Annotated in this window: 29 protein-coding genes and 1 tRNA gene; 15 read left to right on the top strand and 15 right to left on the bottom strand. The window is 67.8% G+C overall.

Annotated elements, in window-relative coordinates; all coding sequences use genetic code 11:
- Nucleotides 1-64: 64 nt before the first annotated feature.
- The 13 genes from L8G49_RS04375 to L8G49_RS04315 all read right to left on the bottom strand — a co-directional run bounded on the left by L8G49_RS04375 (nucleotide 65) and on the right by L8G49_RS04315 (nucleotide 11406).
- Nucleotides 65-1135: a glycosyltransferase family A protein gene (locus tag L8G49_RS04375; RefSeq protein WP_242182705.1), complete on the bottom strand. Its 1071-nt coding sequence runs from the start codon at nucleotides 1133-1135 to the stop codon at nucleotides 65-67.
- Entirely contained in the window at nucleotides 1132-3606 is a 2475-nt protein-coding gene (locus L8G49_RS04370) for a DegT/DnrJ/EryC1/StrS family aminotransferase (RefSeq protein ID WP_242182703.1), read from the bottom strand. Before L8G49_RS04370 ends, L8G49_RS04375 begins: the two co-directional genes overlap by 4 nt.
- Nucleotides 3607-3685: 79 nt before the next feature.
- A complete protein-coding gene (locus tag L8G49_RS04365) occupies nucleotides 3686-4447 on the bottom strand; it encodes an SDR family NAD(P)-dependent oxidoreductase (RefSeq protein ID WP_242182701.1) in 762 nt (253 codons plus the stop codon).
- Between the two features lie 524 nt (nucleotides 4448-4971).
- Nucleotides 4972-6012 carry a hypothetical protein gene (locus tag L8G49_RS04360; protein ID WP_242182699.1) on the bottom strand — a complete coding sequence of 347 codons (1041 nt, stop codon included), beginning with the start codon at nucleotides 6010-6012 and terminating at the stop codon, nucleotides 4972-4974.
- A 249-nt stretch (nucleotides 6013-6261) separates the two neighbouring features.
- Nucleotides 6262-6337, bottom strand: a tRNA-Phe gene (locus L8G49_RS04355).
- Between the two features lie 40 nt (nucleotides 6338-6377).
- Complete coding sequence (yacG, locus tag L8G49_RS04350) at nucleotides 6378-6563, bottom strand: DNA gyrase inhibitor YacG (protein WP_242182696.1); 186 nt, start codon at nucleotides 6561-6563, stop codon at nucleotides 6378-6380.
- The gene (locus L8G49_RS04345) at nucleotides 6563-7531 is read right to left on the bottom strand and encodes a ribonuclease (protein WP_242182694.1); all 969 of its coding nucleotides are present in this window, start codon (nucleotides 7529-7531) and stop codon (nucleotides 6563-6565) included. Before L8G49_RS04345 ends, yacG begins: the two co-directional genes overlap by 1 nt.
- On the bottom strand, nucleotides 7524-8093 hold the full coding sequence (locus tag L8G49_RS04340) for a nucleoside triphosphate pyrophosphatase (protein ID WP_242182692.1): 570 nt from the start codon (nucleotides 8091-8093) through the stop codon (nucleotides 7524-7526). Before L8G49_RS04340 ends, L8G49_RS04345 begins: the two co-directional genes overlap by 8 nt.
- A 60-nt stretch (nucleotides 8094-8153) precedes the next feature.
- Nucleotides 8154-8372 carry a translation initiation factor IF-1 gene (gene infA / locus L8G49_RS04335; RefSeq protein ID WP_010162480.1) on the bottom strand — a complete coding sequence of 73 codons (219 nt, stop codon included), beginning with the start codon at nucleotides 8370-8372 and terminating at the stop codon, nucleotides 8154-8156.
- Nucleotides 8373-8693: 321 nt separating this feature from the next.
- Nucleotides 8694-9116 (bottom strand): methylmalonyl-CoA epimerase, encoded by a 423-nt coding sequence (mce, locus tag L8G49_RS04330; RefSeq protein WP_242182690.1) that lies wholly within the window; start codon nucleotides 9114-9116, stop codon nucleotides 8694-8696.
- A gap of 3 nt (nucleotides 9117-9119) precedes the next feature.
- A complete protein-coding gene (locus tag L8G49_RS04325; protein ID WP_242182688.1) occupies nucleotides 9120-9650 on the bottom strand; it encodes a hypothetical protein in 531 nt (176 codons plus the stop codon).
- Nucleotides 9651-10661: a cobaltochelatase subunit CobS gene (gene cobS, locus L8G49_RS04320; RefSeq protein WP_131526712.1), complete on the bottom strand. Its 1011-nt coding sequence runs from the start codon at nucleotides 10659-10661 to the stop codon at nucleotides 9651-9653.
- Between the two features lie 64 nt (nucleotides 10662-10725).
- Nucleotides 10726-11406, bottom strand: coding sequence for a helix-turn-helix domain-containing protein (locus L8G49_RS04315; RefSeq protein WP_242182686.1), 681 nt, complete (start codon nucleotides 11404-11406; stop codon nucleotides 10726-10728).
- Between the two features lie 66 nt (nucleotides 11407-11472).
- Between L8G49_RS04315 and L8G49_RS04310 the strand changes: the two genes are divergently transcribed.
- From L8G49_RS04310 to L8G49_RS04295, 4 genes are read left to right on the top strand one after another with little or no spacing between them, the layout of a single operon-like run.
- On the top strand, nucleotides 11473-11904 hold the full coding sequence (locus tag L8G49_RS04310; RefSeq protein WP_242182684.1) for a VOC family protein: 432 nt from the start codon (nucleotides 11473-11475) through the stop codon (nucleotides 11902-11904).
- 27 nt (nucleotides 11905-11931) lie between these two features.
- A complete protein-coding gene (locus L8G49_RS04305) occupies nucleotides 11932-12591 on the top strand; it encodes a glutathione S-transferase family protein (protein WP_242182682.1) in 660 nt (219 codons plus the stop codon).
- Complete coding sequence (locus L8G49_RS04300; protein WP_242182680.1) at nucleotides 12588-12944, top strand: DUF1428 domain-containing protein; 357 nt, start codon at nucleotides 12588-12590, stop codon at nucleotides 12942-12944. Before L8G49_RS04305 ends, L8G49_RS04300 begins: the two co-directional genes overlap by 4 nt.
- Nucleotides 12945-12987: 43 nt before the next feature.
- Nucleotides 12988-13752, top strand: coding sequence for a VOC family protein (locus tag L8G49_RS04295; RefSeq protein ID WP_242182679.1), 765 nt, complete (start codon nucleotides 12988-12990; stop codon nucleotides 13750-13752).
- A gap of 196 nt (nucleotides 13753-13948) precedes the next feature.
- On the opposite strand, the gene L8G49_RS04290 is transcribed toward L8G49_RS04295, so the two are convergent.
- A complete protein-coding gene (locus L8G49_RS04290; protein WP_242182677.1) occupies nucleotides 13949-14557 on the bottom strand; it encodes a J domain-containing protein in 609 nt (202 codons plus the stop codon).
- A gap of 41 nt (nucleotides 14558-14598) precedes the next feature.
- On the opposite strand from L8G49_RS04290, the gene L8G49_RS04285 reads away from it, so the two are divergent.
- From L8G49_RS04285 to L8G49_RS04265, 5 genes are all read left to right on the top strand, one after another.
- A complete protein-coding gene (locus L8G49_RS04285) occupies nucleotides 14599-14898 on the top strand; it encodes a BolA family protein (protein ID WP_242182675.1) in 300 nt (99 codons plus the stop codon).
- Entirely contained in the window at nucleotides 14895-15611 is a 717-nt protein-coding gene (locus L8G49_RS04280; RefSeq protein ID WP_242182673.1) for a glutathione S-transferase, read from the top strand. The genes L8G49_RS04285 and L8G49_RS04280 overlap by 4 nt, the downstream gene beginning before the upstream one ends.
- Nucleotides 15608-16066 carry an NUDIX domain-containing protein gene (locus L8G49_RS04275; RefSeq protein ID WP_242182671.1) on the top strand — a complete coding sequence of 153 codons (459 nt, stop codon included), beginning with the start codon at nucleotides 15608-15610 and terminating at the stop codon, nucleotides 16064-16066. Before L8G49_RS04280 ends, L8G49_RS04275 begins: the two co-directional genes overlap by 4 nt.
- Nucleotides 16063-16965 (top strand): pirin family protein, encoded by a 903-nt coding sequence (locus tag L8G49_RS04270; RefSeq protein ID WP_242182668.1) that lies wholly within the window; start codon nucleotides 16063-16065, stop codon nucleotides 16963-16965. The genes L8G49_RS04275 and L8G49_RS04270 overlap by 4 nt, the downstream gene beginning before the upstream one ends.
- A 143-nt stretch (nucleotides 16966-17108) precedes the next feature.
- Nucleotides 17109-17996, top strand: a complete 888-nt coding sequence (locus tag L8G49_RS04265; protein ID WP_242182667.1) for an alpha/beta hydrolase — start codon at nucleotides 17109-17111, stop codon at nucleotides 17994-17996.
- A 176-nt stretch (nucleotides 17997-18172) separates the two neighbouring features.
- On the opposite strand, the gene L8G49_RS04260 is transcribed toward L8G49_RS04265, so the two are convergent.
- Complete coding sequence (locus L8G49_RS04260) at nucleotides 18173-19273, bottom strand: DUF2332 domain-containing protein (RefSeq protein ID WP_242182665.1); 1101 nt, start codon at nucleotides 19271-19273, stop codon at nucleotides 18173-18175.
- Between the two features lie 85 nt (nucleotides 19274-19358).
- On the opposite strand from L8G49_RS04260, the gene hisG reads away from it, so the two are divergent.
- The 6 genes from hisG (at nucleotide 19359) to L8G49_RS04230 (ending at nucleotide 25644) form a co-directional block, all read left to right on the top strand.
- Complete coding sequence (gene hisG, locus L8G49_RS04255) at nucleotides 19359-20021, top strand: ATP phosphoribosyltransferase (protein WP_242182663.1); 663 nt, start codon at nucleotides 19359-19361, stop codon at nucleotides 20019-20021.
- Between the two features lie 130 nt (nucleotides 20022-20151).
- The gene (gene hisD / locus L8G49_RS04250; RefSeq protein ID WP_242182661.1) at nucleotides 20152-21435 is read left to right on the top strand and encodes a histidinol dehydrogenase; all 1284 of its coding nucleotides are present in this window, start codon (nucleotides 20152-20154) and stop codon (nucleotides 21433-21435) included.
- A gap of 201 nt (nucleotides 21436-21636) precedes the next feature.
- Nucleotides 21637-22107: a transcription antitermination factor NusB gene (nusB, locus tag L8G49_RS04245; protein ID WP_242182659.1), complete on the top strand. Its 471-nt coding sequence runs from the start codon at nucleotides 21637-21639 to the stop codon at nucleotides 22105-22107.
- A 2-nt stretch (nucleotides 22108-22109) separates the two neighbouring features.
- A complete protein-coding gene (locus L8G49_RS04240; RefSeq protein WP_242182657.1) occupies nucleotides 22110-22286 on the top strand; it encodes a DUF4169 family protein in 177 nt (58 codons plus the stop codon).
- 43 nt (nucleotides 22287-22329) lie between these two features.
- Complete coding sequence (locus tag L8G49_RS04235; RefSeq protein ID WP_242182655.1) at nucleotides 22330-23388, top strand: thiamine-phosphate kinase; 1059 nt, start codon at nucleotides 22330-22332, stop codon at nucleotides 23386-23388.
- A 105-nt stretch (nucleotides 23389-23493) separates the two neighbouring features.
- Nucleotides 23494-25644, top strand: a complete 2151-nt coding sequence (locus L8G49_RS04230) for a sodium-translocating pyrophosphatase (RefSeq protein WP_242182653.1) — start codon at nucleotides 23494-23496, stop codon at nucleotides 25642-25644.
- Nucleotides 25645-25804: the final 160 nt, after the last annotated feature.

Below are 25804 nucleotides of genomic sequence, written 5' to 3'. Positions count from 1 at the left end.
AACAGTGCGACTTTCGCAGAGGCCATGCCTACGCCGGGGTGACGGCGCTTCACCCAACCGAGCCCTACCGCGCCGCCGATCGCGCCGCGCGCCGGCGCTGCACCGCGCGGACCGTTCCCACCAGTCGGGACAGCACCAGCTCCTCGATCCCGGCATAGCCCAGCCCGAGATGGTTCGGTCGCACCCCGGTCGCGTCGCCCAGCCGCAACCCCCCGGTGCGCAGCCCCGCGCGCCCGATCCGTGCCCAGCGGCGCGCGGTTTCCCAGCGGATCAGCTTGCTGCTCGCCTTGTCCGGGCGGTGCGTGGCGAGGAAGTCCTCCTGCAATCGCACCAACGCATCGCCGATCCGCTCGAGCGTCGCGCGATCACCGACCGGTTCCTGCCCCATCACATGCCGCACGATCAGCCCCGCGACCGCCGCCGCCGTCTCGCCGAACAGCGGCGCATAGACCTCCGCCAGCACGCGCGTGGCACTGTCGCGCATCGCCAGCACCTGCCGCTGCGATGCACCGTCGCCATGCCGCCGGTAGGTCAGCAATTCGGCATCGAGCCGTGCGACCCCGCCGATCGCGGCGATCCGGTGGTACAGGTCGAAGTCCTCGGCATATTGCAGCGCCGGGCGATTGAACGGATCGAGCTGCCGTGCCGCGGTGGTGCGGATCATCACCGACGACCACACCAGCGGGTTCTCGATCCGCATCAGCCACTGGATCAGCAGCGGGGTCGAGACCGGCGCCAGCGCGGACGGCAGGATCGCGCCATCCTGCAGCACGTTGGTCGCGGTGCCGACCAGCGCCATGCCGGGATGCGCATCGAGATAGGCGACCTGCCGCGCGAAGCGTTCGGGATGGCACAGGTCGTCCTGGTCGAGCGCGGCGATGCAGCGCCCGCGTGCCAGCGCCAGCGCGGCGTTGCGGGTCAGCACGACGCCGCGGTTCTGCTCGGCGCGGATCAGGCGGATCCGCGGGTCGTCGATCGCCGCGACCACCGCGGCGGTGTCGTCGCGCGAACAATCGTCGATCACGATCGCCTCGAACGCGCCGAGCGTTTGCGCCTGTAGCGACGCGATCGTCTCTCCGATCAGCGCGGCGCCATTGTAGGTCGGGATGAGGACGCTGACGACGGGATCGGTCATGCGACCGCCCGCTGCGCTTCGCCCAGCACCTGATCGACGATCATCGCGCCGACATCGTTCTGCCATTGCCATAGGCCATTGGCCTGGCCCGAGAAACTCGCTTCGCCGCCGAGGTGCCCCCATGGCACGAACCCCGCGGCGAGCCCGATCCCGTACAGCCCGGGGATCGCATCGCCGGCTGCGTCGACGATCCGGCAATGCCGGTCGACCATCGCCCGCCCGTCCTGTGCGGCGAGCGTGATCGCGCTGCCGTCGGCCGCGCGCAGGTCATGTGCGCGCGGACGATAGCCGAGCGCCGCGATCACCAGGTCGGCCTCGGAAAGCGCGGTACGCGCCACCGCATCGTTCTCGGCCGAGACGCGGTGCGCGAATACCCGCGGGTCGGGGGTGCGCCCGTCGACGCGGAGCATCCGCAGCACGAGGTCGCGCGCCTCGAGCCGGAACCCCGCCAGGCGATAGACGAACCCGCTGACCGGACAGATGTCGTCCGGGCCGAAATCGGTAAAGCCCTCGGCATGCGCCGCCTCGGGCGTGGGGTAGAAGGGCCGGAGCGGGCGGCGGTGGAGCAGGGTGATCGCGTTCGCCCCGAACGGGATCGCGCTGGTCTTGAGCAGCAGCACGATCGTCGCGAGCGCGCTGGTCGAGCCGCCGATCACCACGATCTTCGGATCGCGCTTGCGCGTGAGCAGGTCGATGATCCGCGCCGGGCCGCCGAGCGCCAGCGCCTCGTCCGACTGGATCAGCCGGTCGCCGACGTCGCTGACGAGCGACACGCCGCCGATTCGCTGCGCCGCGAGCCGATCGAGCGGCTGATGCCCGCCGGTCGCGACGACCAGCGCGCGCGACATCTGGTCGAACTCCTGCCCGTCGGCGAGCCGCCGCAGCCGGCTCGACCACAGGCCGCTGGAGGTCCGGGTCGAGCGCAGTACCTCATGTCCGGTCAGCACGGTCCCGCCGTGCTGACCGATCAGGCCGTGCAGCCGCTCGCCCGTTGCGCGGACGAACGGTCCCGCCTCGATCAGCGGCACGCCGAGCGCCCCGATATGCTGCCCGACCGCGCGGCCGGTCGGGTGATCGACCAGCGCTGCGATCTCGGGGTGCGGATTGTCCTTTACCGCGCTCAGGAAGGTCTCGGCCGTACTGTCCGACGTGATCGCATAGCGCCCGATCCGCCCCTCGCCGAGGGCGCCGCCGCGTTCGGCGACGACCAGCCCCGAAGCCGCGAGATCGGGCAGGCGTCCGCGCTTGCTGGCGGCGGTGAGCAAGGCGGTGCCGGCCGGCCCGCCGCCCACGATCAGCACCGACGCGACCGCCTGGCCACGCGGGCGCGCCGGAACGCGTGCTTCGGCGGCGAGGATGCGGTTGACGCGCTCGGCGATCACCGCGACGTCCTCGACCGTCATTGCATCGGTGACGGGAAGCGACAGCGAGCGCGCCGCGATCGCATCGGCGTGCGGCGTCGGCAGGATCGTGGCGCAGCGCTGGAACAGCGGTTGTTCGCCGAGATGCGGGCTGAAATAGCGGCCGACGCCAACGCCCGCCGCCTCGATCGCCGCGCTGATCGCATCACGCCGCCCCGCGAGATGCTCGGGTAGCAGCACCGGCATGAACTGGCTCGCGCGGCGGCGGCCTTCGCCCTGCTGGAACGTGACGCCCCGTAACTGTGCGCGATACGCTTCTTCCAGTGCCGCGCGATGATCGCACACGGCATCGATCTCGGCGAGCTTGGCGCGTGCCATCACCGCGATCACCTCGGGCAGCTTGGCGTTGATCCCTGGGAGCGTCGCGCTGCGCCCGGTCTCGAACCCGAAATTGGTCATCGCGCGCAACCGGTCGATCAGCCGCGCGTCGCCCGCATGGATCAGCCCGCCCTCGGCGACCGCGAAGGTCTTGGTCGCATGCATCGAATAGACGACCGCGAAGGGGGCACCGCTGCCGAACCCCGCGCCGCTCTCGTCGATCGTGCCGAGCGAGGCCGCGGCATCGATCACCACGCCGACCCCGGTCTGCCGCTGCAACCAGGCATAGCGGTCGAGGTCGATCGCGGTGCCATAGGTGGCATAAGGCAGCATCACCGCGATCCGGTCGCCATAATCGGCGAGCAACCGTTCCTCCTCGGCCGCGCTGGCGGTCCAGTCGGACGGGTCGATGTCGCAGATCAGCGGGGTCAGCCCCGCCCACAGCGCCGCCTGCGCGGTCGCCGCGAAGGTCAGCGCGGGCATCAGCGCGTAGCGCGTGCCGGGCTTGTCGCCCGCCGCCTCGCGCAGCGCGATCATCAGGCCCAGCGTCGCATTGGCAACCGCGAGGCACGCGCCCCGCCCCCCGAACATGCGTTCGGTCGCCTCCGCCTCGAACGCGCAGACTTCGGGGCCGTGATTGCTGTAAATGCCCGAGGCTTCGACCCGCCGGAGCGCGGCGACCCGCTCGCTCAGCCTCGGGGGATTTGGGGCAATCAGGGGGTAGCGCTGCATCGAATGGGGCCGCCTGGCTCGGGAATGGTCCCGCGCCTTGTGCCCCACCGCCCCCTAAAAAGGCGTTACGCCCGCGATATCATCCCTCGCGCGCGACCGCGAAGCCGGCGAACGACTGGTTGACCGGCATCAGTTCCAGTGTGTTGATGTTGAGGTGCTTCGGCTGTTCGGCGACCCATAGCATGGTCGACGCAATGTCCTCGGCGGTCATCGGGTTGACGCCGCCGTACAGCTTGTCTGACGCGGCCTTGTCGCCGCCGGTGCGGATCGTGGTGAATTCGGTCTCGACCATGCCGGGCTCGATTGAGGTGACGCGCACGCCCTTGCCGTGCAGGTCCGAGCGCAGCCCGAGGCTGAACTGGCGCACGAACGCCTTGGTCCCGCCATATACGTTGCCGCCCGCATAGGGGTAGGTCGCCGCGACCGATGACAGGTTGATGATCGCACCCTTGCGCGCGACGATCCCGGGGAGCAGCAGCCGCGTCACGGTAACCAGCGCAGTAACGTTGGTGTCGATCATCGTCTGCCAGTCGTCGAGCTTCGCCTCATCGGCGGGCGACGTGCCAAGCGCGAGCCCTGCGTTGTTGATCAGCAGGTCGATGTCGGCGAAGGCCGCGGGCAAGCCGGCGATCGCGCTGTCCAGTGCGGCCTTGTCGCGGATGTCGAACGTCAGCGTGTGCACGTTGTCCGCGCCCAGCGATTCGCGCAGCTTGGCGAGCCGGTCCGCGCGACGGCCGGTGGTGACGACGCGCCAGCCGGCGGCGACGAACGCGTGAACGGCAGCCGCGCCGATTCCGGCAGTGCCGCCGGTGATGAAGGCAGTGCGCTTGGTCTGGGTCATGCGTGTTGAATCCATTGAGATTTGGAGGGGGGCAGCTGGGTCGCGATGGACCCGAGCACCTTGTTCGCGGCCATCGTCAATACTGCCCTTGGGCACGGTCTCATCGGAATGCTTCCGTCGAACGGTTGTTCCAGCAGCCGGCAGGGATGCGGGTCGGCAGGAGCATAGGTCCGGTGACGGGGGATGCGCCATCGCAAACCGGACCGTCCAGGATTTTGCCCGGAGAGGTTCCGAGCTCCACGACCCCGGTGCTGCGGTTCCGGACAACGGCATTCGCACCGTCAGGGGCGTCCAACGCCCGCAAGGCTCGTCTCGTCGCCGCTTCGGCTTCACGCCGCCAGGACCAAAGCACGTTCATGCAAAGCGCAGAGTCACGCCGACATTCTTCCAAGGCGAGGCAAGATGCGGCGTGGCGGGTCTATTTCTGCTATACTGCGGGTTTCCCGAGGGCGCGGACGAATTCGCCGGGCGGCGGGCACAGGCGCCGTGCGGATCCGCTGCGCGGTCGCTCGCGGTCGGCGGCGCTAGCGGTCCTCGGCCCCCTTGGTGATGATCAGACCGAAGGAGGTCGAGATGAAGCCATCGATCGCGAGCTTCAGGTGCAGCGGCGCTCCGAGGCGGGTACGGTCTTCCGCGGACATGTCGTGCAACCACGGCGGCAGGTCGATGAACGTATCCATCGCGCCGGTCCCATAGTCGAAATTGAGGCGGGAAACGACATGGCCCTGCGCCGCCATTCTGGCGGCGAACGCTTCGATATGGTTGCGTTGGAACAGCACCGTGATCCAATTGTCCAGAGTCGGCCCGTCGTTCTCGACGTTGAGTTCGAACGTATGGACGGCGAGGCCCCCGGGGCGCAGGGTGGCCAGCGACCGTTCGATGAAGCGGAACCCGCGTTCGATGCTGCCCAGATGTTCCAGCGCGCAGATCGACCAGCAAAAGTCATAGTCGCGAAACGTGTCGGGCACGGCGTTCATGTCGATGGTATCGGTGACCACAAATCGATCGAACGTGTCCCGATCGACGAGGTGCGAAAGGAAGGGGCTCGAGGCCGATCCGAGATGCTGGTCGCTGTCGATCCAGCCGGCTGCATGCGCGCTCTCGGTCGAGGTGTCGGTGGCGGTCACCAGGACGGCACGCGATGCGAGGTAGCTCGGAATGGGTTCCGCCCCGCAACCGAAGCCAAGGCCCCGGCGTCCGGGTTCCATCAGGCCGTGTTCGAAGATCGCCTGCAAGACATAGGCGAGTTCCCACAATTTGCGGTGATAGATCACGCTGGTCTTGAGCTCGGCGGCCCAATGCGCGGTCCAGTCGCTTTCGATGTCGTTTTGCACGGCTGCCTTGGACGCCAGCCCGACGAACTGCGCGCCGGTGCCCGATCGCGGCGGCAGCGCGGTCGCCATCCGGCGTGCCAAGTCGTAGCCAAAGGCCTTCATATTGAGTTCGATGATGCGAATGTCTTTGACGACGTCGTTGAGCGCGTTGAGGTTCGGCCGGGAATCCTTGGTGACCAGCGCGAGCAGGCGCTTCAGGATGTGGGCTTCCACTTTCTTCCGCCAGGACATCCATTCTCCCTTGGGCCGCCCCGAACGGAATTGTCCGGCAACGCCGCGCGGTGCGTGTTGTCAGGGCCCAAGGCCTAGACACTTGCAAGGGGCTGGATTGGCAGGGCGGCGGGCAACAAAACGATCGGCGTCGCTGGCCGATGATCGTCCTGTCCTACGCGAGGGCTTGGGTGGAATGGACGATATCCCGTGCTGCGGCTCGGCCTTGCAGGACGCCACATCGAACAGGGGATCACCACCGTGAGAGAATGGTGCCCGAGGGCGGATTCGAACCACCGACACTGCGATTTTCAGTCGCATGCTCTACCAACTGAGCTACTCGGGCACACCGGGCGACCCGCCGGGGCCGTCTGGGAAGCGGCCTCTTAGTCGGCTGATTTCGTGCTGTCTAGCCCGTCTTCTTCATCTCCGGGCGGCGTTGTCACCGGAATCGCATAGCCCTTGCCCAGCCATTGCAGCAGGTCGCGGTCGCGGCAGCCCTGGCTGCAGAAGGGCGCATGCGCCGCGGACGGCGGTTTTCCGCACAGCGGGCAGGGTTTGGTGCGGGGCATCAGACGCTTTCGAAGATGGGAGTGACGCCGGTACGCTTCGCAAGCGCGGCGGTCCAGTCCGGGTGCGCGCGCAAGGTCGCATGGACTCGCGCCGCGATTCGGTGATTCGCCGGGACCGGCGGCGGGGTCCGTTCGATTCGCCGCAGCAGCGCGCGCGCCTGCGCGGCGGCCGGATCTGCGCGGAGCAGTTCGGGGAGCGACGCGCGCGGGCGACGGCGGATGATCTGGACGAAACCGAAGCCGTTCATCGCGGTCCGGTCGAACGGTTGCGGGAGGCCAGCGTCGATCGCGGCATCGACCGCGGCGCGCGCCGCCTTGCCGGTGAGCGTCGGGAAGTCGATGCCGATCGACCCGCCGATGTCCATCCGCACGATCGCCGCCGCGACCGCCTTTGCCGCCGCGAGCGCGAGCGGTTCGAGCGGGGGATAGCCGTCGACGTCGAACAGCGTCATCGCGGGCGTCGGGCTCATCCGCAGCGCGCCGCCGACCGGCCCGTGGAAGGGAATGTCGCCGGTCATCGCTTCCTCGAGCAGCTCGGACCAGCCCGCCGCCTCGAGCAGATCGGGTTCGTGCGGATGGAGCGTGCGGACGGGGATGCCGCTGGCGGTGATTCGCGCGAGCAGGTCCGGCCCGTCGCGCGGCGGGCCGTCGGCGGGGGCGACGCGCGGGAGTTTGGTGCGGCCTGCCTCGGGAATCGCCTCACGGACGAGTTCGACCGTCAGCGTCGCGCCTTGCGTGATGCCCTGGGGCAACGGCGTGAGCACCGCCTCGCCGCCGTCGAAGCTGACCCGGCCCTCGCGGCCCTTGACGGTGATCTCGACCAGCCTGGCGGGGAACACCGCGCCGAGCCGGGGGGTAGGGTGGGGGCCGGGGCGATGCAGTTCGATCCGCGCCTCGACGATCGCGCCGTCGACGACCAGTGCGGCGCGGGTTTCGCCGATCCCGGCCTCGTGGAGCCACTCAGTCAAGCGGTACGCCCGCCGCGAGCAGCAAGGCGCGAGTCTCGAACAGCGGCAGCCCGATCACGCCCGAATGCGACCCCGACAGGAACCGCACGAACGCCTCGGCACGTCCCTGGATCGCATAACCGCCCGCCTTGCCCAGCCCTTCGCCGCAATCGCCATAGGCCTGGATCTCGGCGGGGGAGAGCGGCTTGAACGCGACGATGGTGTCGGACAGCCGGGTGCGGAGCTTGCCGGTAGCGTCCACCACGCTGACCGCGGTAAGACAGTGGTGGCGGCGGCCGGACAGTGCGGCGAGCATCGTACGGACGGTGGCCGCGTCCTCGGCCTTGCCGAGGATCCGGCGGCCGAGCGCGATCGTCGTGTCGCCCGCGAGAATCACCTCGCCCGCGGCACGCTCCACCGCGCGCGCCTTGGCCTCGGCGATCCGCGTCACGTAGACACGGGGCGGTTCGGCCTTGCGTGGGCTTTCGTCGATGTCGGGCGCGGCGATGCGGCCAGGCGTCACCCCGAGCCGCGCGAGCAGGTCGCGGCGGCGCGGCGAGGCGGAGGCGAGGACGAGCGTCATTACAATGTCTTCCCGAACGGTTCCGCCTGCGGAAGCGACGCCGTCAGTTGAAGCGACCCATCACTTGAAGCGATAGGTGATCCGACCCTTGGTGAGATCATAGGGGGTCAATTCGACCAGCACTTCGTCGCCCACCAGGACGCGGATGCGGTTCTTGCGCATCTTGCCAGCGGTATGACCGAGAATTTCATGGTCGTTTTCGAGCTTTACGCGGAACATGGCGTTGGGGAGAAGCTCCACCACCTGTCCACGCATTTCGAGCAGTTCTTCCTTGGCCAAACAAACCTCTAGCGATGTTACGGAAATATGGGAACGCGGCCCTTAGCCGAAGGTGCGCCAAAAGGAAAGCGCGGGCGGAATGGGGGGCGGGGAGGATGCTTTCGGTTCGTCATCTCCGCGGGGGAGAGACCTCTGCCAGAGTTGGGTCACGACGCGTCATTTGCTGTTTTCCCGCGCAGGCGGGAATCCAGAGACAAGCAGAACAACGGTTCACAGCTCTCGGGACTCCTGGGCTCCCGCCTTCGCGGGAGAACACCTATGGCTTTGGAGAGGTTTCGCCCTCGCAGGAATGACAGATCAAGAGAGGGCGAATTGCCCGCCTCAGTCGTGGTCGCCCGTGGGCGTTTCCATCAGCTCGACCAGCACCCCGCCCATGTCGCGCGGGTGGATAAAAACGATCGGCGTGCCGTGTGCACCAATGCGCGGTTCGCCCAGGATCGTCGCGCCCTTCGCCGTGAGGTCGGCGACCGCGGCGTGGATGTCGGGGACTTCGAAGCACATGTGATGCTGCCCGCCTGCCGGGTTCTTGCGCAGGAACCCCGCGATCGGCGAGCTGTCGTCATACGGCTCGATCAGCTCGATCTGCGTGTTGGGCGTATCGATGAAGCAGACCTTCACCCCCTGCGCGGGAAGATCGAACGGCGCGCCGATCCGCGTCGCGCCCAGCAGGTCGCGGTAGATCGCAATCGACTTTTCGATCGACGGCGTCGCGACGCCGACATGGTTTAGGCGGCCGAGCTGCATCGTCTATTCCTCGTCTGCGGGCGTCGCCCTGGCGGCAGGCGCGGCGACGGGAACGGCCGACCGCGCCGGGACGACCCCGAGCTGATAGCCGCACGCGGTCAGCACGCGCGTGACCGGCGCGTCGGTCGCGGGGCCGGTGAAGACGGCGTCGACCGGCGTATTGTCCGGGTTGATCACCCGCACCTTGATCGCCTTGCCGTGCGCGATCTGCGCCGCGAGCGTGGTGACGATCGCATCCTGGCTGGTGAACGCGCCACTTCCGGGAAACTGCCAGTTCGACCCGAGCCAGCCATTGTCGTCGATGTTCATCGACACCGGGCGCGGCTGCGCGGCAGGGAAACCGCCGCGCGGGATGAACTGGATCGAGACGATCTTCTCGTTCGCGGCGTCGCACCGCACCACCAGCCGCGCCGCGCCGTCCTGCGACCAGACGGACGCCGAGGTTGCCGTGCTCGCCCCGTTGACCTTGGTCGTCACCGCCCACGGCACCGGAGTCGATGTGGCGGCCTGAAGGAGCAGGGCGAGCAGCAGCATTTACTTGACGCCAGCGCCGACGACGCTCTCGGGCAGGTCCTTGCCGAACACGCGCTGATAATATTCCGCGACCAGCGACCGCTCGGTCTCGTCGCACTTGTTGAGGAACGACAATCGGAAGGCGAAGCCGACATCGCCGAAGATCAGCGTGTTCTGCGCCCAGGTGATGACGGTGCGCGGGCTCATCACGGTCGAGATGTCGCCGTTCATGAAGCCGCGGCGGGTGAGATCCGCGACGCGGACCATATTCTCGACCTCGGCCTTGCCGGTCGGCTTGTCATATTCGCCCGACTTGGCGAGCACGATCCGCGCCTCGACTGCCGCCGGCAGATAGTTGAGCGTGACGACGATGTTCCAGCGGTCCATCTGGCCCTGGTTGATCTGCTGCGTGCCATGATACAGGCCCGACGTGTCGCCAAGGCCGACCGTGTTGGCGGTCGCGAACAGGCGGAAATACGGGTTCGGGCGGATCACGCGGTTCTGGTCGAGCAGCGTCAGCTTGCCCTCGGTCTCGAGCACGCGCTGGATCACGAACATCACGTCGGGGCGGCCCGCGTCATATTCGTCGAAGACGAGCGCGGTCGGGGTCTGCAGCGCCCAGGGGAGCAGGCCTTCGCGAAATTCGGTGACCTGCTGGCCATCGCGCAGCACGATCGCGTCGCGGCCGACCAGATCGATGCGGCTGATGTGCGCGTCGAGGTTGATGCGGATGCACGGCCATTTGAGGCGCGCCGCGACCTGCTCGATGTGCGTCGACTTGCCGGTGCCGTGATAGCCCTGGACCATCACGCGGCGATTGTGCGCGAAGCCCGCGCAGATCGCGAGCGTGGTCGGCGCATCGAACACATAGGCCGGGTCGAGATCGGGAACGCGCTCGTCGGCTTCGCTGAACGCGGGCACTTCCATGTCCGAATCGATCCCGAACAGGTCGCGGACTTTCACCATGCGATCGGGCGCGTCGAGGATCGTCGTCTCGCGGCTGTCGGGCTGGGTGTTGGGGAGATCGGTCATGAGGAGGGCGCTCTTACAGAAGGTCATCCCTCCCTAGACGTTTGCGGCGCGCCAAGTCGAGCCGTCAGTTGCATCCGATCTTTGGCGGAAGTTCGAAAAACGTGCAGAAACGCGTGGCCAGCGCGACGTCGCCGGTGACGTCTAGCCTGCCTTTCGCAATGACGTCCGGCAACGGCGTGGTGCCGAACAGCGCGGGCAGGAACGCGTTGGGCTCACCCGAAAGGACGGCACCGGCGCGGTCGAGCGCGCCACGTTCGATCAGCACCATGCCGTTCACGACCCGCGCGCAATAGGCGTCCTTGCCCATGCGAAAGCCGATCGTCGCGTCGAAGCCGCGCGTACGCTCGGGCAGGAGCATCATGCGCAGTGCCAGCATCAACGAGACGGGCGAAAACGGCAGCGAAGGATCATGCGCGGGGGAGCGAAGCGCCCAGCGTCCGAGCGCCATGACGATCGGTTCTGCCTCCCGGCCCCACGGCGTCAGCGCATAGGCCTGGACATGCGCGGGGGGCGGCGTGGTTTCCCGCGTCAGCACCCCGGCGGCCTCCAGCGTTTGCAGCCGCTGTGTCAGGACGTTGGCGCTCACGCCCGGCAGGCCGCTCCGGATCTCGCCGAAGCGGCGCGGGCCCAGCAGGAGCTCGCGCACGATCAGCAGCGCCCAGCGCTCGCCGAGAAACTCGAGCGCCAGCGCGGTCCCGCAGGCGTCGTCATACCAGCGTTCCGTGGTTATCTTTTCTAACTTCATGGTTGTTTTTGCTAACCAGTCGGAGCAGTCTTTGCAAACGACGAGTCGCAAAGGGGAGAGTGCGCCGTGGCCAAGACGATCTTTATCAGCCTGCCGGTGGCCGACGTAGCGGTTTCGACGGCGTTCTACGAAGCGATCGGCTGCACCCGCGACCCGCGCATGTCGGGGGATCAGGCGGCGGCGATGGCCTGGTCGGATACGATCACCTTCATGCTGGCGAGCCACCGTTTCTATCGGACGCTGACGCCCAAACCGGTCGCCGATGTCGGAGCGACGAGCGCCGCCCTTTTTGCGCTGGCGTGCGAAAGCCGTGCGGCGGTCGATGCCTTCGCCGCCGCGGCCGTCGCCGCCGGCGGTCGCGAGGTGCATGGCGCGGAAGACCTAGGCTTCATGTATTCGCGCGGGGTCGAGGATCCCGACGGGCATGGCTTCGGGCCGATGTGGATGGACGAAACGGCGGCTGTCGCTGCCATGGCCGAAGGCGAGGCGGTGGCCTGAAGCACGATGGGATCGGGAGATGGCGGCATGACCCCCAGCATCACGACGTTCCGATGGGTACCACCGTTCGCGCGCGGCCATGTCCGCGACATCCGCGCGCGCTGGGCGTTCGAGGAAACCGGAGTCGCCTATCACGTCGATCTGGTGGAAAGCGCCAAGACCCCCGAACATCGTGCGTTCCAGCCGTTCGGGCAGGTTCCCACCTATCGCGACGACACGGTCGAGCTGTTCGAATCGGGGGCGATCGTGCTCCATATCGCGCGACAGGCCCCGGGGTTGCTGCCGGCCGATCCGCCCGGGCGGGCGCGCGCCGAGCAATGGGTGATCGCCGCGCTCAATTCGGTCGAACCGTTCGTCACCGATCTGGTCACGGTCGACCTGTTCCAGGCGGACAAGCCCTGGTCTTCAACGCGGCGCCCCGCGGTGGTTGAGGCGTTGCGCGCCCGGCTCGGCGATCTTGCCGCTGCGCTGGGCGACAAGACGTTTCTGGACGATGCGTTCAGCGCCGGGGACCTCATCATGGCATGCGTGCTGCGGAGCGTGCCGCGTAACGAGATCCTCGCCGCCTATCCCACGCTGCTGGCCTATCTCGACCGCTGCACCGCGCGTCCGGCCTTTCGCAAGGCGCTTGCGGATCAGCTCGCGCTGTATGCGCCGGCGGACAAGCGGGCGGAGGTGACGGCATGATCTATATCGATGGCCTGGTCATCCCGGTGAAGGCAGGAACCGACAGCGCGGGCTACGCCCGTTTCGCCGAGGCGATTGCGCCGATCTTCAAGGACCATGGCGCAACCCGGATCGTCGAGGGCTGGGCCGATGACGTGCCCGATGGCAAAGTCACCGACTTTCGCCGGGCGGTCCAGGCCGCCGACGACGAGACCGTGGTGTTCTCATGGATCGAATGGCCCGACAAGGCGACGCGCGACGCCGGAATGGTGCTGGTCCGTGAGGACCCGCGCATGGTGCCCGCCGGCGCCGCCATGCCGATCGACGGCGCGCGGATGATCTTCGGGGGCTTTCAGGCGGTACTCGACGTCTGATCGCGCCGGACAGCAGGAGGGAATGATGGCGAACGGTCATGGCATGCCAATCTGGTACGAACTGGTCAGCCCCGATCCATCCGCGTCGCGGGTCTTCTACGATGCGGTGATCGGCTGGAGCATCGAGCCGGAACCAACGGGCGCGATGGATTACCGCATGATTACGAGTGGCACCGATACTGTGGGCGGCGTGATGCGCCTGACCGACGAGATGGCCGCGGCAGGGGCGAAGCCGCGCTGGCTGTTCTACCTCAATGTCGCGGACGTCGATGCGAAGGCGGCGGAAGTGACCGCCGCCGGTGGTACGATCCTGATGGAACCGTGGACCATCCCCGACATTGGCCGAATCGCGCTCGCGAACGATCCCCAGGGCATTCCGCTGTACATCATGCAGCCCGAGCCGGTCGGCGAGAGTGGTGTGTTCGATCGGACCGGCATGGGCAAATGCAGCTGGAACGAACTCGTCACGCCGGACCAGGCATCGGCCAACGCCTTTTACGCACAGCTGTTCGGCTGGACCTATCCCGACAAGATGACGATGCCCGAGGGGCGCGGCGACTATGTCTTCGTTGAAGCCGGCGGTGGCCAGATCGGCGCGACCATGCCCTGCCGGAACGGCGAGCCGGCGCCGGGCTGGAATTTCTATTTCCGCGCCCCTGATATCGACGCAGCGGCGGCAGCGGTCCGGGATGGCGGCGGGACGGTGCTGATGGGGCCGCAGGATGTCCCCGGCGGCGACCGGATCATCCTGGCGACCGATCCCCACGGGGTTACCTTCGGGGTCGTCGCACCGGGGGCGGTTGCGTAGGCGGCAAGCATCCCGACGGCCCGACACGTAACGTTGCGCTCGGGGTCTGCTGCCCGGCAGCGCCTTCCATCGCCCGCCTGTCATCCTGCCGCTGTGCCGGGATCGACCGAGCTACGTGATCCACGGAAGCCTTTGGGCGCCGCGGTGCACCCCAGGACAGGTCCCGGATGACGGCGGACGGGCGAACGCTGCGCAATCACGCGAACGCCGGTGCGCCCTTCAACTGCGTATAGGCACCGATCACTTCCTGCAGCTTCGCCTCGAAGCTCCGATCCCCCCCGTTACGATCCGGATGATAGCGCCGCACGAGCTCGGCATAGCGTTCGCGCAGCGCGCGCCGGTCGACGTCGGTCGCGAGACCCAGCACCTTGAGCGAGCGCCGGTCCGCCTCCGACAACGGACGGCCGTCCTTGCGCTGCGCCTCCGCCGCGCGGCGGAAGCGCGCACCGATCGCGTCGAGCGGATCATGGAAGTCGGACCATTTCGGCGGCACGTCCGCGCCCGAATGCGCGAACGCGCGAGTCTCGCGTTCCCATCCGGAGAAGGGGCGTTGCTGTTGCTGGATTTCGTCCGGGCTCATGCCGGAAAAGAAGTTGTAGCGCGCGTTGAACGCACGGACATGCTCGAGGCAGAACCAGCGATACGGGCGTGGCCCCTCGAACCCGTTCGCCGGGCCTTCCTCGGGCGGCGCCCGGAATTCGCCCGGTTCGGGGCAGCCGGGGTGCGAGCACGGGCGTCCGGTCCCCTCCACCCGACCGTGGAAACGAGCATTGGGTCGGTCTTTCTTTTCGGATTCGCGCGCCACGCAGGCTCCCTGAGGATGCAAAAGCGCCCTATATAGGCGCGATGATCGAACCTTCCAGCACAGCCGCCCCCGCCATTCCGCTCGTCTTCGAGATCGAGAACCGCCTGAATTCAGCGCTTTCCCCGACGCGTCTCGACGTCAGCAACGACAGCGCGCAGCATGCCGGGCACATGGGGGACGACGGTACGGGCGAATCGCACTTCTCGGTGACGATCGAGGCGCCCGCCTTTACCGGCGTCTCCCGGGTGCAGCGGCAGCGGCTGGTCAACCAGGCGCTGGCGGATCTGCTGCGGGATCGCATCCACGCCCTTGCGATCCGCGCAACGGCGCCGGGAGAATGACGTTGCGCTACGGGCTGTGGTATTGGCCGAGTATCCAGGGACGCGGTGAATTCATCCGGTTGCCGATGGAAGCCGCCGGGATCGACTATGTCGATTGCGCGCGAGACCAGGGGGTCGAGGCGCTGGTCGCCAATCTCGAAAAGCACGCCGCGAAGCGCGGGTCGTTCGCGCCGCCCTATCTCGAGCTCGACGGGATGGTGATCGGGCAGGTCGCCAACATCCTGCTGTATCTCGGCGAGCGGCATCAGATTGCGCCGTCGAACATGGCGGACCGGTTGTGGCTCAACCAGCTGCAGCTGACGATGTCCGACATGATCGCCGAGGTCCACGACGTCCACCATCCGGTCGACATGATGGCCTATTACGAAGACCAGAAGACCGCCGCCCTGGGCGCGGCCGATGCGTTTCGCGACGAGCGGATGCCGAAATTCTTCCGGCACTTCGAACAGGCCGCTGCGTCGCACAAGGGGGACTGGCTGGTCGACCATCGCTGGACCTACGCCGACACGTCGCTGTTCCAGCTGGTCGAGGGGCTGCGCTACATGTTCCCCAAGCGGATGGCGACGATCGAGGGCGATTATCCGCGCGTGATCGCGATCCACGATCAGGTCGCCGAATTGCCGGGGATCCGCGCCTATCTCAAGAGCGAGCGCCGCCTGCCGTTCTCGACCGAGGGCATCTTCCGCCATTATCCCGAGCTGGACGGCGAATGAGCGGCGAGGGCATTGCGCGCGCGCTGCGCCCGGCGGCGCGGATCCTGTTGCGCGACGCGGCCGACCGCGTGCTGCTGTTCCGCTTCGACCCCGACGACCGCCCGCCCTTCTGGTGCACCCCCGGCGGCGCGCTCGACCCAGGCGAAGATTATGCGACCGCGGCGCGGCGCGAGCTGATCGAGGAAACCGGGATCCATGCCGACCCCGGCCCCGAAGTGTTGCAACGCGACGTCGAGTTCATCACGATCGAGGGCGTGCCGGTGAGCGCGGACGAACGCTATTTCCATGTGCGGACCGACGCGGATGCGATCGACACCGCCGGCCACACCGCGCTCGAACAGCGCGTGATGACGCGCTGGCGCTGGTTCACGCCCGCCGAGCTCTCGGCGCTCGACGAACCCTATTTTCCTGGCGATCTCGGCGAGATCCTCGCGGCTCTGGAGCCTGACCTGTGACCAATGACGATCTGATCCTCCAGACGATCACCCCGGTGACGCACGACCTCGGGGGATTCAAGGTGCATCGCACGCTGCCGTCGCGGCCACGCACGATGGTCGGGCCGTTCATCTTCTTCGACCAGATGGGCCCCGCGGTGCTGAGCGTGGGCGAGGGAATCGACGTCCGCCCGCATCCGCATATCAACCTCGCTACAGTGACGTACCTGTTCGCGGGCGCGATCGACCATCGCGATTCGATCGGGAGCCTCGCGACGATCGAGCCCGGCGCGGTCAATCTGATGACCGCCGGGCACGGGATCGTCCACAGCGAGCGTTCTCCCACGGCCGAGCGCGCGCATGGGCCGGAGCTTTCCGGGATCCAGACATGGATCGCGCTTCCCGAAAAGGACGAGGAGATGGACCCGGCGTTCGAGCATGTCGCGCGCGATCGGTTGCCGACCGTGGAGACGCCGGGGGCACAGGCGCGGGTGGTGATGGGGAACCTGTGGGGCGCGACCGCCCCGACCACGACCTATGCCAGCACGATCTATGCGGACATCCTGCTCGCGCCGGGCGGGTCGGTCCCGATCGATGCCGCCGCCGACGAACGCGCGCTCTACGTCGCGATGGGGGAGGCGAGCCTCGACGGGATGCGGCTCGAGCCGATGATGCTCTATGTGCTGCGCCCCGGCATCGCGGCGACGCTTCGTTCGGCAGATGGCGGGCGCGTCACGCTGTGCGGGGGTGAGGCGTTCACGACGCCGCGGCATGTGTGGTGGAATTTCGTCTCGTCGCGCCGCGACCGGATCGACGAGGCCAAGCGCGCCTGGACCGCGGGCGAATTCGCGCGGGTGCCCGGGGACGAGAAGGAGTGGATCCCGATCCCGGCGGTGCCGAAGACGGTGAGTTATCCGTAAGTCTGCTTAAGCCCCTCCCCTTCAGGGGAGGGGTTTGGGGTGGGGCAGTGCCTCGCAGAGAGCTAAGTTCTGCTGGACTTCCCCACCCCCAACCCCTCCCCTGAAGGGGAGGGGCTTAGAAAAAAATAAAAGGGAGAGAGACAATGGCTGATGACCTGCACCGGATCGACCTGCCCACCGGCGTGACGCTCGACGTCGCCACCGCGGGCGACCCAGCCAACCCGCCGGTCATCCTGCTCCACGGCTTCCCCGAATCGCATCGCACCTGGCGTGAGGTCATGCCCGAGCTGGCGCGCGACCATTTCGTGATCGCACCCGACCAGCGCGGGTTCGCGCGGTCGTCCAAGCCGGCGGCGGTCAGCGATTATACGCCCGACAAGATCGTCGCCGACCTGCTCGCGCTCGCCGACCATTTCGGGATCGCCCAGTTCACGCTCGTCGGGCACGACTGGGGCGGCGCGATCGCGTGGATGGCGGCGTTGCAGAACCCCGGCCGGATCACGCGCCTCGTCATCATCAACGCACCGCACCCCTTCGTCTTCCAGAAGACGCTTTTCGACGACATGGCGCAGCGCGAGGCGAGCCAGTATATCCGCGCCTTCCGCAATCCCGATCTCGAACAGCATATCGACAGCATCGGCCTGTCGGCGTTCTTCGACGGCAGCTTCCTGAAGCACACCGATTTCGACAAGATTGCGGACGAGAAACCGGTCTATCTCGACCAGTGGAGCCAGCCCGGCGCACTGACCGCGATGCTCAACTGGTATCGCGCGAGTGCGATCATCGTGCCCGCGATGGACGAGACGCCCGAGCGCCCGGCGTTCCTCGACGCGGCGTTCCCGCCGGTGCGGCAACCGACGCTGGTGATCTGGGGCATGAAGGACGCGGCGTTGCTGCCGAGCCAGTTGGAGGGGCTGGACGTGCTCGTGCCGGATCTGACGGTGCGGCACGTGGATGCGGGGCATTTCGTGCCGTGGGAGAATGCGCCTGCGGTGGTTGACGCGATCCGGGGGTGGTTGGGGGATAGCTGAATTCGGCGGCGCGTGCTTCCCCAATAACACGCTTCCCCGGCGAAGGCCGGGGCCCAGTAGCGAAGGTTTTTGTTACCGCGCGTAGCGATCCCCAAATATCGTTCCGCTACTGGGCCCCGGCCTTCGCCGGGGAAGAAGAAAGGGGAAGAAAGCGGAAGGGGAAGGGGGGCAGAAATTTACACCGCGACCCTGGCACCCTCCGGCAACGCCACCAGCGGCGCATCCCCAATTCCCCCGCCGCTATCCACCCAGCTCCCATGCGCGTGCGCGGTTGCGACCGTCTCCCAAGCGCCATCCCCCGGCCAGCTGCGCGCGCGAATCAGTTGGTGCCCGAGCGAACGGTCCGGCTCCATCATCACCCAGCCGAGCGGGCGTTCCGCCGTCGCCCGCGCCCCCGCCGCCGCCATCGCCGCGCGGATGCGCGCCGCGACAGCCTCGGGCAGATATTGCCACACGACCGAATGCATCAGCACGCGCGTCACCCCTGCCGCCTGCGGTTCGGCGAGCTGCGCCTCGACCCAGTCGGCGGCATCCGCGCGGACCAGATCGACTCCGCGTTCCCCGAGCATCGCGATCGCGGTGCGCACCCGCGCGAGTCGTTCGGGCGTCTCCGGCCAGACAAAGGCCGCAAGCCGCGCAGCGACCGCCGGATCTGTCGCGTCCATCGGGTTGATGTCGCAGCCGCGCACCGACACGATGTCGAGCGGGACCGACGGGGCAGGGGCGCCCTGCCACGCGGGCCGGATCGTCACGGGCGAGTCCGCCGGGCCATAAGCGGTCCCGCCGAGATCGAAGCGGTAGCGGTCGATCAGCAGGTTGAGCCCGGCGCTCGACCCGATCTCGAGCAGCTCGATCCGCGGCCCGTGCCGTTGCGCGAGCGCGATCAGCCCGAGCATCAGTGCGCCCGAGCGCCCCGGCTCGTTGGTCTGGGGCGGCCCATCGAGCCACGGGAGCAGCGCCGCCGCATGGTCGGCGAACACGCGCTCAAGGGTCGCGCTGATCGCGCCCGGATCGGTGACGCGCCCCGCGTACACCTCCGCGAGCCCTGCATCCGCCCCTGCCAGCACCAGCGCATGAAGGCCGCCGAACAGCCGCAACGGCAGCGCGTCGCGGGTCGGTTCGCTCGGCCAGTCGAGCACGCGCGCGCCGATCGCGCTGTCCCGCGTCACGCCCGCCGCCACCGCCGCGCACATCCGGGCATAGATCGGCGCGGCGTTGCGGTCGCAATACTGCTGCTGGATCAGGAAGGCGCCGCGGTTGGTCTGTTCGTCGGCCATTGAACCAATCCTTTTGACGCGGCGTTTGGCGCAGCTCCGGGTGTTGTTGCGCCCACCCCCCCGCCCAAGTAAAGCCCCGACCCATATGGCCGATCCGATCATCATCGCCGTCCCCAAGGGGCGGATCCTGTCCGAAGCGGTTCCGTTGCTGGAACGCGCCGGAATCGTTCCCGAAGCCGCGTTCAGCGACCCGGAGTCGCGCGCGTTGCGCTTCACCACCAACAACCCCGGGATCGACCTGATCCGGGTGCGCGCGTTCGATGTCGCGACCTTCGTCGCGCATGGCGCGGCGCAATTGGGGATCGTCGGGTCGGACGTGCTGGCGGAGTTCGATTATTCGGAGCTGTACGCGCCAGTCGATCTCGGGATCGGGCATTGCCGTTTGTCGGTCGCGGAACCTGCGGATCTGGCGGCGCATGACGACCCGCGCGGGTGGAGCCATGTGCGTATCGCGACCAAATATCCGCATGTTACCGAGGCGCATTTTGCGGCGCGCGGCGTGTCGGCGGAGTGCGTCAAGTTGAACGGGGCGATGGAGCTGGCACCCTTGCTGGGGCTCGCGCCGCGGATCGTCGATCTGGTGTCTTCGGGGCGGACGCTCAAAGAGAACGGGTTGGTCGAGGTGGCGGTGATCTGCGAGGTTACCAGTCGGCTGATCGTCAATCGCGCGGCGTTCAAGACGCGGGGGCAGATCGTGCCGCTTGTCGAGGCGTTTCGGCGGGCGGTTTCGCAGGAGATGGCGGCGTGAAGACGATTTCTCTTCTTAAGCCCCTCCCCTTCAGGGGAGGGGTTGGGGTGGGGCCGTCCAGCCAACACAGCATCGGAATTCTGCACTGCCCCACCCCCAGCCCTTCCCCTGAAGGGGAGGGGAGTCTGGCATGATCCGTCTCTCCACCTCCGAGCCCGGCTTCGACCGGGCGTTCGAGACCCTCGTCAACGCCCGCCGCGAAGCCGACGCCGATGTCGCGCGCGATGTCCGCACGATCGTCTCCAGCGTCCGCGACGAAGGCGATGCCGCGCTCCACGCGTTCACGCGCAAGTTCGACCAGCATGATCTCAACGAAACCGGCTGGCGGATCGAACGTGCCGAGTGGCTCGCTGCCTATGAGGCGCTGACCCCCGAATTACGCGATGCGCTCGATCTCGCGGCGGCGCGGATCCGGACCTATCACGAGAAGCAGAAGCCCGCCGACAGCGACACGACCGATGAGGCGGGTGTGCGGCTCGGCGCGCGGTGGAATGCGGTGGCGGCGGCGGGGCTGTATGTGCCCGGCGGGCGCGCGGCCTATCCGTCTTCGGTGCTGATGAACGCGATTCCCGCCAAGGTCGCGGGCGTCGACCGGCTGGTGATGGTCACGCCGACCCCCAAGGGCGAGGTCAACCCGCTGGTGCTCGCCGCCGCGCATGTCGCTGGCGTCGACGAGATGTGGCGGATCGGCGGCGCGCAGGCGGTGGCGGCGCTCGCTTATGGCACCGGGCGGATCGGCGCGGTCGATGTCGTGACGGGGCCGGGGAACGCCTGGGTCGCGGAGGCCAAGCGGCAATTGTACGGCGTGGTCGGGATCGACATGGTCGCGGGGCCGTCAGAAATCGTCGTCGTTGCGGACGGGAAGAACCGGGCGGACTGGATCGCGGCCGACCTTCTGTCGCAAAGCGAGCATGACCCGACGAGCCAGTCGATCCTGTTCACCGACGATGCCGCCTTCGCGCGTGCGGTGGCGGAGGAGGTGGATCTGCAGATCGGGACGCTTGCGACGTCCAAGGTCGCGCGCGCGGCGTGGGATGCGAATGGCGCGATCATCGTGACCGCGAGCCTCGAGGAGGCGTTGCCGCTGGTGGACCGGCTTGCGCCCGAGCATCTGGAGCTGGCGTGCGATGACCCGCAGGCGTTGTTCGACCGGGTGCGTCATGCCGGGTCGGTGTTCATGGGGCGGCATACGCCCGAGGCGATCGGGGATTATGTTGCTGGGCCGAACCATGTGCTTCCGACCGGGCGGCGGGCGCGGTTCTCGAGTGGGTTGTCGGTGCTCGATTTCATGAAGCGGACGAGCTTCCTGGAGCTTGGGGCGCAAGGGTTGGCGGCGATCGGGCCGGCGGCGGTGGCGCTGGCGGAGGCCGAGGGGTTGCCGGCGCATGCTAGGTCGGTGGCGTTGCGGCTTTAGTCTCTTAGCCCTCCCCTTCAGGGGAGGGCGTCCTATTCTAAAGCCCCTCCCCTTCAGGGGAGGGGTTTGGGGTGGGGCAGTGCCTCGCAGAGAGCGAAGTCCTGCTGGACTTCCCCACCCCAACCCCTCCCCCGAGGGGGAGGGGCTAAGAAGGATCGCCCCAGCTTCCCGTGCGCCGCATTTTCCCCTAAGGGCCGCGCAATGTCTTCCCACCTTACCCCCCGCACCGCCCCGCGCTCCAAGGCGCGCGCCGCCGCTCGCCTTGCCGCCGTCCAGGCGCTGTACCAGCACGACATGGAAGCGACCGCGATCCCGGTGCTGCTCCACGAATTCCACAACCACCGCCTCGGCGCGACGATCGAGGATGCCGAATATGCCGAGCCCGAGGTCGATTTCTTCGACGACGTGGTGAAGGGCACCAGCGCGCGGCTGTCCGAGATCGACACCGCGATCGCGGGCAAGCTCGCAAGCGGGTGGAACCTCGCGCGGCTCGACAAGGCGATGCGCGCGATCCTGCGCGCGGGGACCTATGAACTGCTCGCGCGCGCGGACGTACCGACCGGCGCGGTCATCACCGAATATGTCGATGTCGCGCACGCCTTCTTCGACAAGCGCGAGTCGGGGTTCGTCAACGGGCTGCTCGACGCGATCGCCAAGGACGTGCGCGGCTGAGCATGGCGGAGGTCATCAACCTCCGCCGCGCCCGCAAGGCCCGCGCGCGCGATGCCGCCGCCGCAGGTGCTGCCGCCAACCGCGTGGCGTTCGGACGGACCAGGGCCGAGCGCGACTCCGCCGCGGCAGATGCCGAACGCCAGGCGCGGCTGCTCGACGGAGCGAAGCGCGAGGAGTGAGCGCGGCGTTTACTCCTGCGCCAACTTGCCTACCGTCGCGGCGATGACCGAAGCCGAATTCCTCGCCTGCCTGCGCCGCCTCCCGCTCCATCCCGGCGCGCTCGACCTGCGCGACGATGCGGCGCGGTTGGGGGATCTGGTGCTCACCACCGATACGCTGGTGGAGGGGGTGCATTATCTTTCCGACGATCCGGCGGGGGATGTGGCGTGGAAGCTGGTGGCGACGAACCTGTCGGATCTGGCGGCAAAGGGGGCGGTGCCGTTGGGGGTGATGCTCAACTATCCGCTGCGGGCGTCTTCTTCCCCTTCTTCCTTCGCTTCCCCGGCGAAGGCCGGGGCCCAGTCGCGGGACGATGATGGCGAAGGCCAGCCAGACGTTACATCGGCCATCTCGACTGGGCCCCGGCCTTCGCCGGGGAAGGAAGAAGGGGGGAAGCGGGAAGGGGGGATTGGGGAAAGCTGGGACGCTGCTTTTCTCCAAGGCTTCGGCCACGCGCTTACCACCTTCAGCGCCCCGCTGCTCGGCGGCGATACCGTATCGCTCCCGGCGCACGCGCCGCGTGTCATCACCCTCACCGCGATCGGCTCGACCACAACCGCGCCGATCCGCACGGGTGCGCGCGCGGGGGATGCGCTCTATGTCACCGGGACGATCGGCGATGCGGGCGCGGGGCTGACGATCGCGCAGGGGGAGGCGGGCCCCGCCGACCTGCTCGCCGCGTACCGCCGCCCGCAGCCTCGCCTCGCCGAAGGACGCGCACTGGCGAGCGTCGTGAGCGCGATGATGGACGTGTCCGACGGCTTGCTGATCGATGCGCAGCGAATGGCGGCGGCCAGCGGGCTGTCGGTCACGCTCGACCTCGCCGATATTCCGCTGTCCGACGCCTATCGCGGCTTCGCGGGGGAGGATCGCGCGGCGCGGATCGCGGCGGCGACCGCGGGGGACGATTACCAACTCCTGTTCGCCGCCGCGCCCGACGTCATGCTGCCGTGTGCCGCGACGCGCGTCGGCCGGTTTGCGGCGGGCGCGGGGCTGACGCTGATCGACGCGGGCGAGGCGGTTCCGCTTCCCGGCAATCTCGGCTTCCAGCACAACCGGTAGGCGCCGCCCCCGCTTGCCAACCCATCCTCCACCTGTAGGATGACGACCAAGAGCGGGGACGAGACCGCGTGTCGCGATCCTTGCCGGACTCAGGAAAGGAACAGCATGACGATCGTCTATGCCGCCATCATCTGTGGCCTGATCGCCGTCGCCTACGGCGCGATCACCAGCCAGCAGGTGCTCCGCGCGCCCGCGGGCAACGACAAGATGCAGGATATCGCCGCCGCGATCCAGGAGGGGGCGAAGGCCTATCTCGGGCGGCAATATCGCACGATCGCAATTGTCGGCGTCATCGTCCTGCTGCTGGTGTGGGTTTTCCTCGATGGAATGCGCACGCCGGTGTCGGCGCTGAGCTTCGCGCTGGGCGCGGTGCTGTCGGGCGTGGCGGGGTATGTCGGCATGAACATCTCGGTCCGCGCCAACGTGCGGACCGCCGAGGCCGCGCGGACGTCGCTCCAGGGCGGGCTGACGATGGCGTTCCGCTCGGGTGCGGTGACGGGGTTGCTCGTCGCGGGGCTGGGGTTGCTGTCGATCTCGGGGACGTTCCTGTATCTTGCAGGGCCGAACGGTGCCGACGCGGGCGCGCCGGTGGTGGTCAAGGCGCTGACCGCGCTGGCGTTCGGCGCATCGCTCATCTCGATCTTCGCGCGGCTCGGCGGCGGCATCTTCACCAAGGCGGCGGACGTCGGCGCGGATCTGGTCGGCAAGGTGGAGGCGGGGATCCCCGAGGACGACCCGCGCAACCCCGCCACCATCGCGGACAACGTCGGCGACAATGTCGGCGATTGCGCGGGGATGGCGGCGGATCTGTTCGAGACCTATGTCGTCACGATCGGCGTGACGATGATCTCGGTCGCGCTCGCGCTCAAGAATGCGGACCATTTGCTGAGCGTGATGACGCTGCCGCTGATCGTCGGCGGGGTGTGCATCCTGACCTCGATCCTCGGCACCTATGCGGTGCGGCTGGGGAACGGCACGATCATGGGGGCGCTGTACAAGGGCTTCTGGCTGAGCGTCGGCCTGTCGATCCCGGCGATCTACTTCGTGACCAGCTATACGCTCGGCGACATGGGCGCGCGGATCGGGGGGAATGCCTTCCTCGATGGCGCGACGCCCGAGGCGATCGCGGGAATGGCGGCGACGAGCTTTACCGGGATGCAATTGTTCTGGTGCATGATGATCGGGCTTGCGGTGACCGGTCTGCTGGTGTGGATCACCGAATATTACACCGGCACCAACTTCCGCCCGGTCCGCTCGATCGCCAAGGCATCCGAGACGGGGCATGGCACCAACGTGATCCAGGGGCTCGCGATCAGCCTCGAATCGACCGCGCTGCCGACGCTCGTCATCGTCGTCGCGGTGATCGCGGCGTATCAATTGGCGGGGGTGATCGGGATTGCGTTTGCCGCGACTGCGATGCTCGCGCAGGCGGGGATGGTCGTCGCGCTCGACGCTTATGGGCCGGTGACCGACAATGCGGGGGGCATCGCCGAGATGGCGGGGCTGCCCGACGACGTGCGGCATCGCACCGACGCGCTGGACGCGGTCGGCAATACCACCAAGGCGGTGACCAAGGGCTATGCGATCGGGTCGGCGGCTTTGGCTGCGCTGGTGTTGTTCAATGCCTATACGTCCGATCTGGCGCGCGATTTCCCGACGCTCACGGTCAATTTCGCTTTGTCCAACCCGTACGTCATCGTCGGACTGCTGCTCGGCGCGTTGCTGCCGTATCTGTTCGGCGCGATGGGGATGACCGCGGTCGGGCGTGCGGCGGGCGCTGTCGTCGAGGAAGTCCGCGCGCAGTTCCGCGACAATCCGGGGATCATGCTCGGCACCAGCCGGCCCGATTATGCGCGGACGGTCGATCTCGTGACGCGCGCGGCGATTCGCGAGATGATCGTGCCGTCGCTGCTCCCGGTGCTGTCACCGATCCTGGTGTATTTCGTGATCACCTTCGTCGCGGGGCAGGCCGAGGGGTTTGCTGCCTTGGGCGCGATGTTGCTCGGGGTGATCGTGTCGGGGTTGTTCGTTGCGATCTCGATGACCTCGGGCGGGGGCGCGTGGGACAATGCCAAGAAGTTCATCGAGGATGGGAATTATGGTGGCAAGGGGTCCGAGGCGCACAAGGCGGCGGTGACGGGGGATACGGTGGGGGATCCGTATAAGGATACCGCGGGGCCTGCGGTGAACCCGATGATCAAGATCACGAATATCGTCGCGTTGCTGTTGCTGGCGGCGCTTGCGGCGGCGGGGTGAGGGGCCCCATCATCACACCCCGCCACCCGGGCGAAGGCCGGGGCCCAATAGCGATGGTTGCGGCAAGCAAGCGCAGTCGCCAGCAACTTCACGGTGCGCTATTGGGCCCCGGCCTTCGCCGGGGTGGCTCCGTTCAATAGCAATGGTCGTGGCAAGAGAG

The sequence above is a fragment of the Sphingomonas sp. CARO-RG-8B-R24-01 genome (assembly GCF_022662295.1).
In the GTDB taxonomy this organism is placed as follows: Bacteria; Pseudomonadota; Alphaproteobacteria; order Sphingomonadales; family Sphingomonadaceae; genus Sphingomonas.
The sequence above is the reverse complement of the archived record's forward strand: the minus strand, read 5'-3'. Positions and strand labels throughout refer to the sequence as shown.

Excerpts from the sequence above, each read along its gene's own strand:
- L8G49_RS04375 (WP_242182705.1), bottom strand. The coding sequence starts at position 1,135 with ATGACCGATCCCGTCGTCAGCGTCCTCATCCCGACCTACAATGGCGCC.
- L8G49_RS04370 (WP_242182703.1), bottom strand. The coding sequence starts at position 3,606 with ATGCAGCGCTACCCCCTGATTGCCCCAAATCCCCCGAGGCTGAGCGAG.
- L8G49_RS04365 (WP_242182701.1), bottom strand. The coding sequence starts at position 4,447 with ATGACCCAGACCAAGCGCACTGCCTTCATCACCGGCGGCACTGCCGGA.
- L8G49_RS04360 (WP_242182699.1), bottom strand. The coding sequence starts at position 6,012 with ATGTCCTGGCGGAAGAAAGTGGAAGCCCACATCCTGAAGCGCCTGCTC.
- yacG (WP_242182696.1), bottom strand. The coding sequence starts at position 6,563 with ATGCCCCGCACCAAACCCTGCCCGCTGTGCGGAAAACCGCCGTCCGCG.
- L8G49_RS04340 (WP_242182692.1), bottom strand. The coding sequence starts at position 8,093 with ATGACGCTCGTCCTCGCCTCCGCCTCGCCGCGCCGCCGCGACCTGCTC.
- mce (WP_242182690.1), bottom strand. The coding sequence starts at position 9,116 with ATGCAGCTCGGCCGCCTAAACCATGTCGGCGTCGCGACGCCGTCGATC.
- L8G49_RS04325 (WP_242182688.1), bottom strand. The coding sequence starts at position 9,650 with ATGCTGCTGCTCGCCCTGCTCCTTCAGGCCGCCACATCGACTCCGGTG.
- cobS (WP_131526712.1), bottom strand. The coding sequence starts at position 10,661 with ATGACCGATCTCCCCAACACCCAGCCCGACAGCCGCGAGACGACGATC.
- L8G49_RS04315 (WP_242182686.1), bottom strand. The coding sequence starts at position 11,406 with ATGAAGTTAGAAAAGATAACCACGGAACGCTGGTATGACGACGCCTGC.
- L8G49_RS04305 (WP_242182682.1), top strand. The coding sequence starts at position 11,932 with ATGACCCCCAGCATCACGACGTTCCGATGGGTACCACCGTTCGCGCGC.
- L8G49_RS04300 (WP_242182680.1), top strand. The coding sequence starts at position 12,588 with ATGATCTATATCGATGGCCTGGTCATCCCGGTGAAGGCAGGAACCGAC.
- L8G49_RS04295 (WP_242182679.1), top strand. The coding sequence starts at position 12,988 with ATGCCAATCTGGTACGAACTGGTCAGCCCCGATCCATCCGCGTCGCGG.
- L8G49_RS04285 (WP_242182675.1), top strand. The coding sequence starts at position 14,599 with ATGATCGAACCTTCCAGCACAGCCGCCCCCGCCATTCCGCTCGTCTTC.
- L8G49_RS04280 (WP_242182673.1), top strand. The coding sequence starts at position 14,895 with ATGACGTTGCGCTACGGGCTGTGGTATTGGCCGAGTATCCAGGGACGC.
- L8G49_RS04275 (WP_242182671.1), top strand. The coding sequence starts at position 15,608 with ATGAGCGGCGAGGGCATTGCGCGCGCGCTGCGCCCGGCGGCGCGGATC.
- L8G49_RS04265 (WP_242182667.1), top strand. The coding sequence starts at position 17,109 with ATGGCTGATGACCTGCACCGGATCGACCTGCCCACCGGCGTGACGCTC.
- L8G49_RS04260 (WP_242182665.1), bottom strand. The coding sequence starts at position 19,273 with ATGGCCGACGAACAGACCAACCGCGGCGCCTTCCTGATCCAGCAGCAG.
- hisG (WP_242182663.1), top strand. The coding sequence starts at position 19,359 with ATGGCCGATCCGATCATCATCGCCGTCCCCAAGGGGCGGATCCTGTCC.
- hisD (WP_242182661.1), top strand. The coding sequence starts at position 20,152 with ATGATCCGTCTCTCCACCTCCGAGCCCGGCTTCGACCGGGCGTTCGAG.
- nusB (WP_242182659.1), top strand. The coding sequence starts at position 21,637 with ATGTCTTCCCACCTTACCCCCCGCACCGCCCCGCGCTCCAAGGCGCGC.
- L8G49_RS04240 (WP_242182657.1), top strand. The coding sequence starts at position 22,110 with ATGGCGGAGGTCATCAACCTCCGCCGCGCCCGCAAGGCCCGCGCGCGC.
- L8G49_RS04235 (WP_242182655.1), top strand. The coding sequence starts at position 22,330 with ATGACCGAAGCCGAATTCCTCGCCTGCCTGCGCCGCCTCCCGCTCCAT.
- L8G49_RS04230 (WP_242182653.1), top strand. The coding sequence starts at position 23,494 with ATGACGATCGTCTATGCCGCCATCATCTGTGGCCTGATCGCCGTCGCC.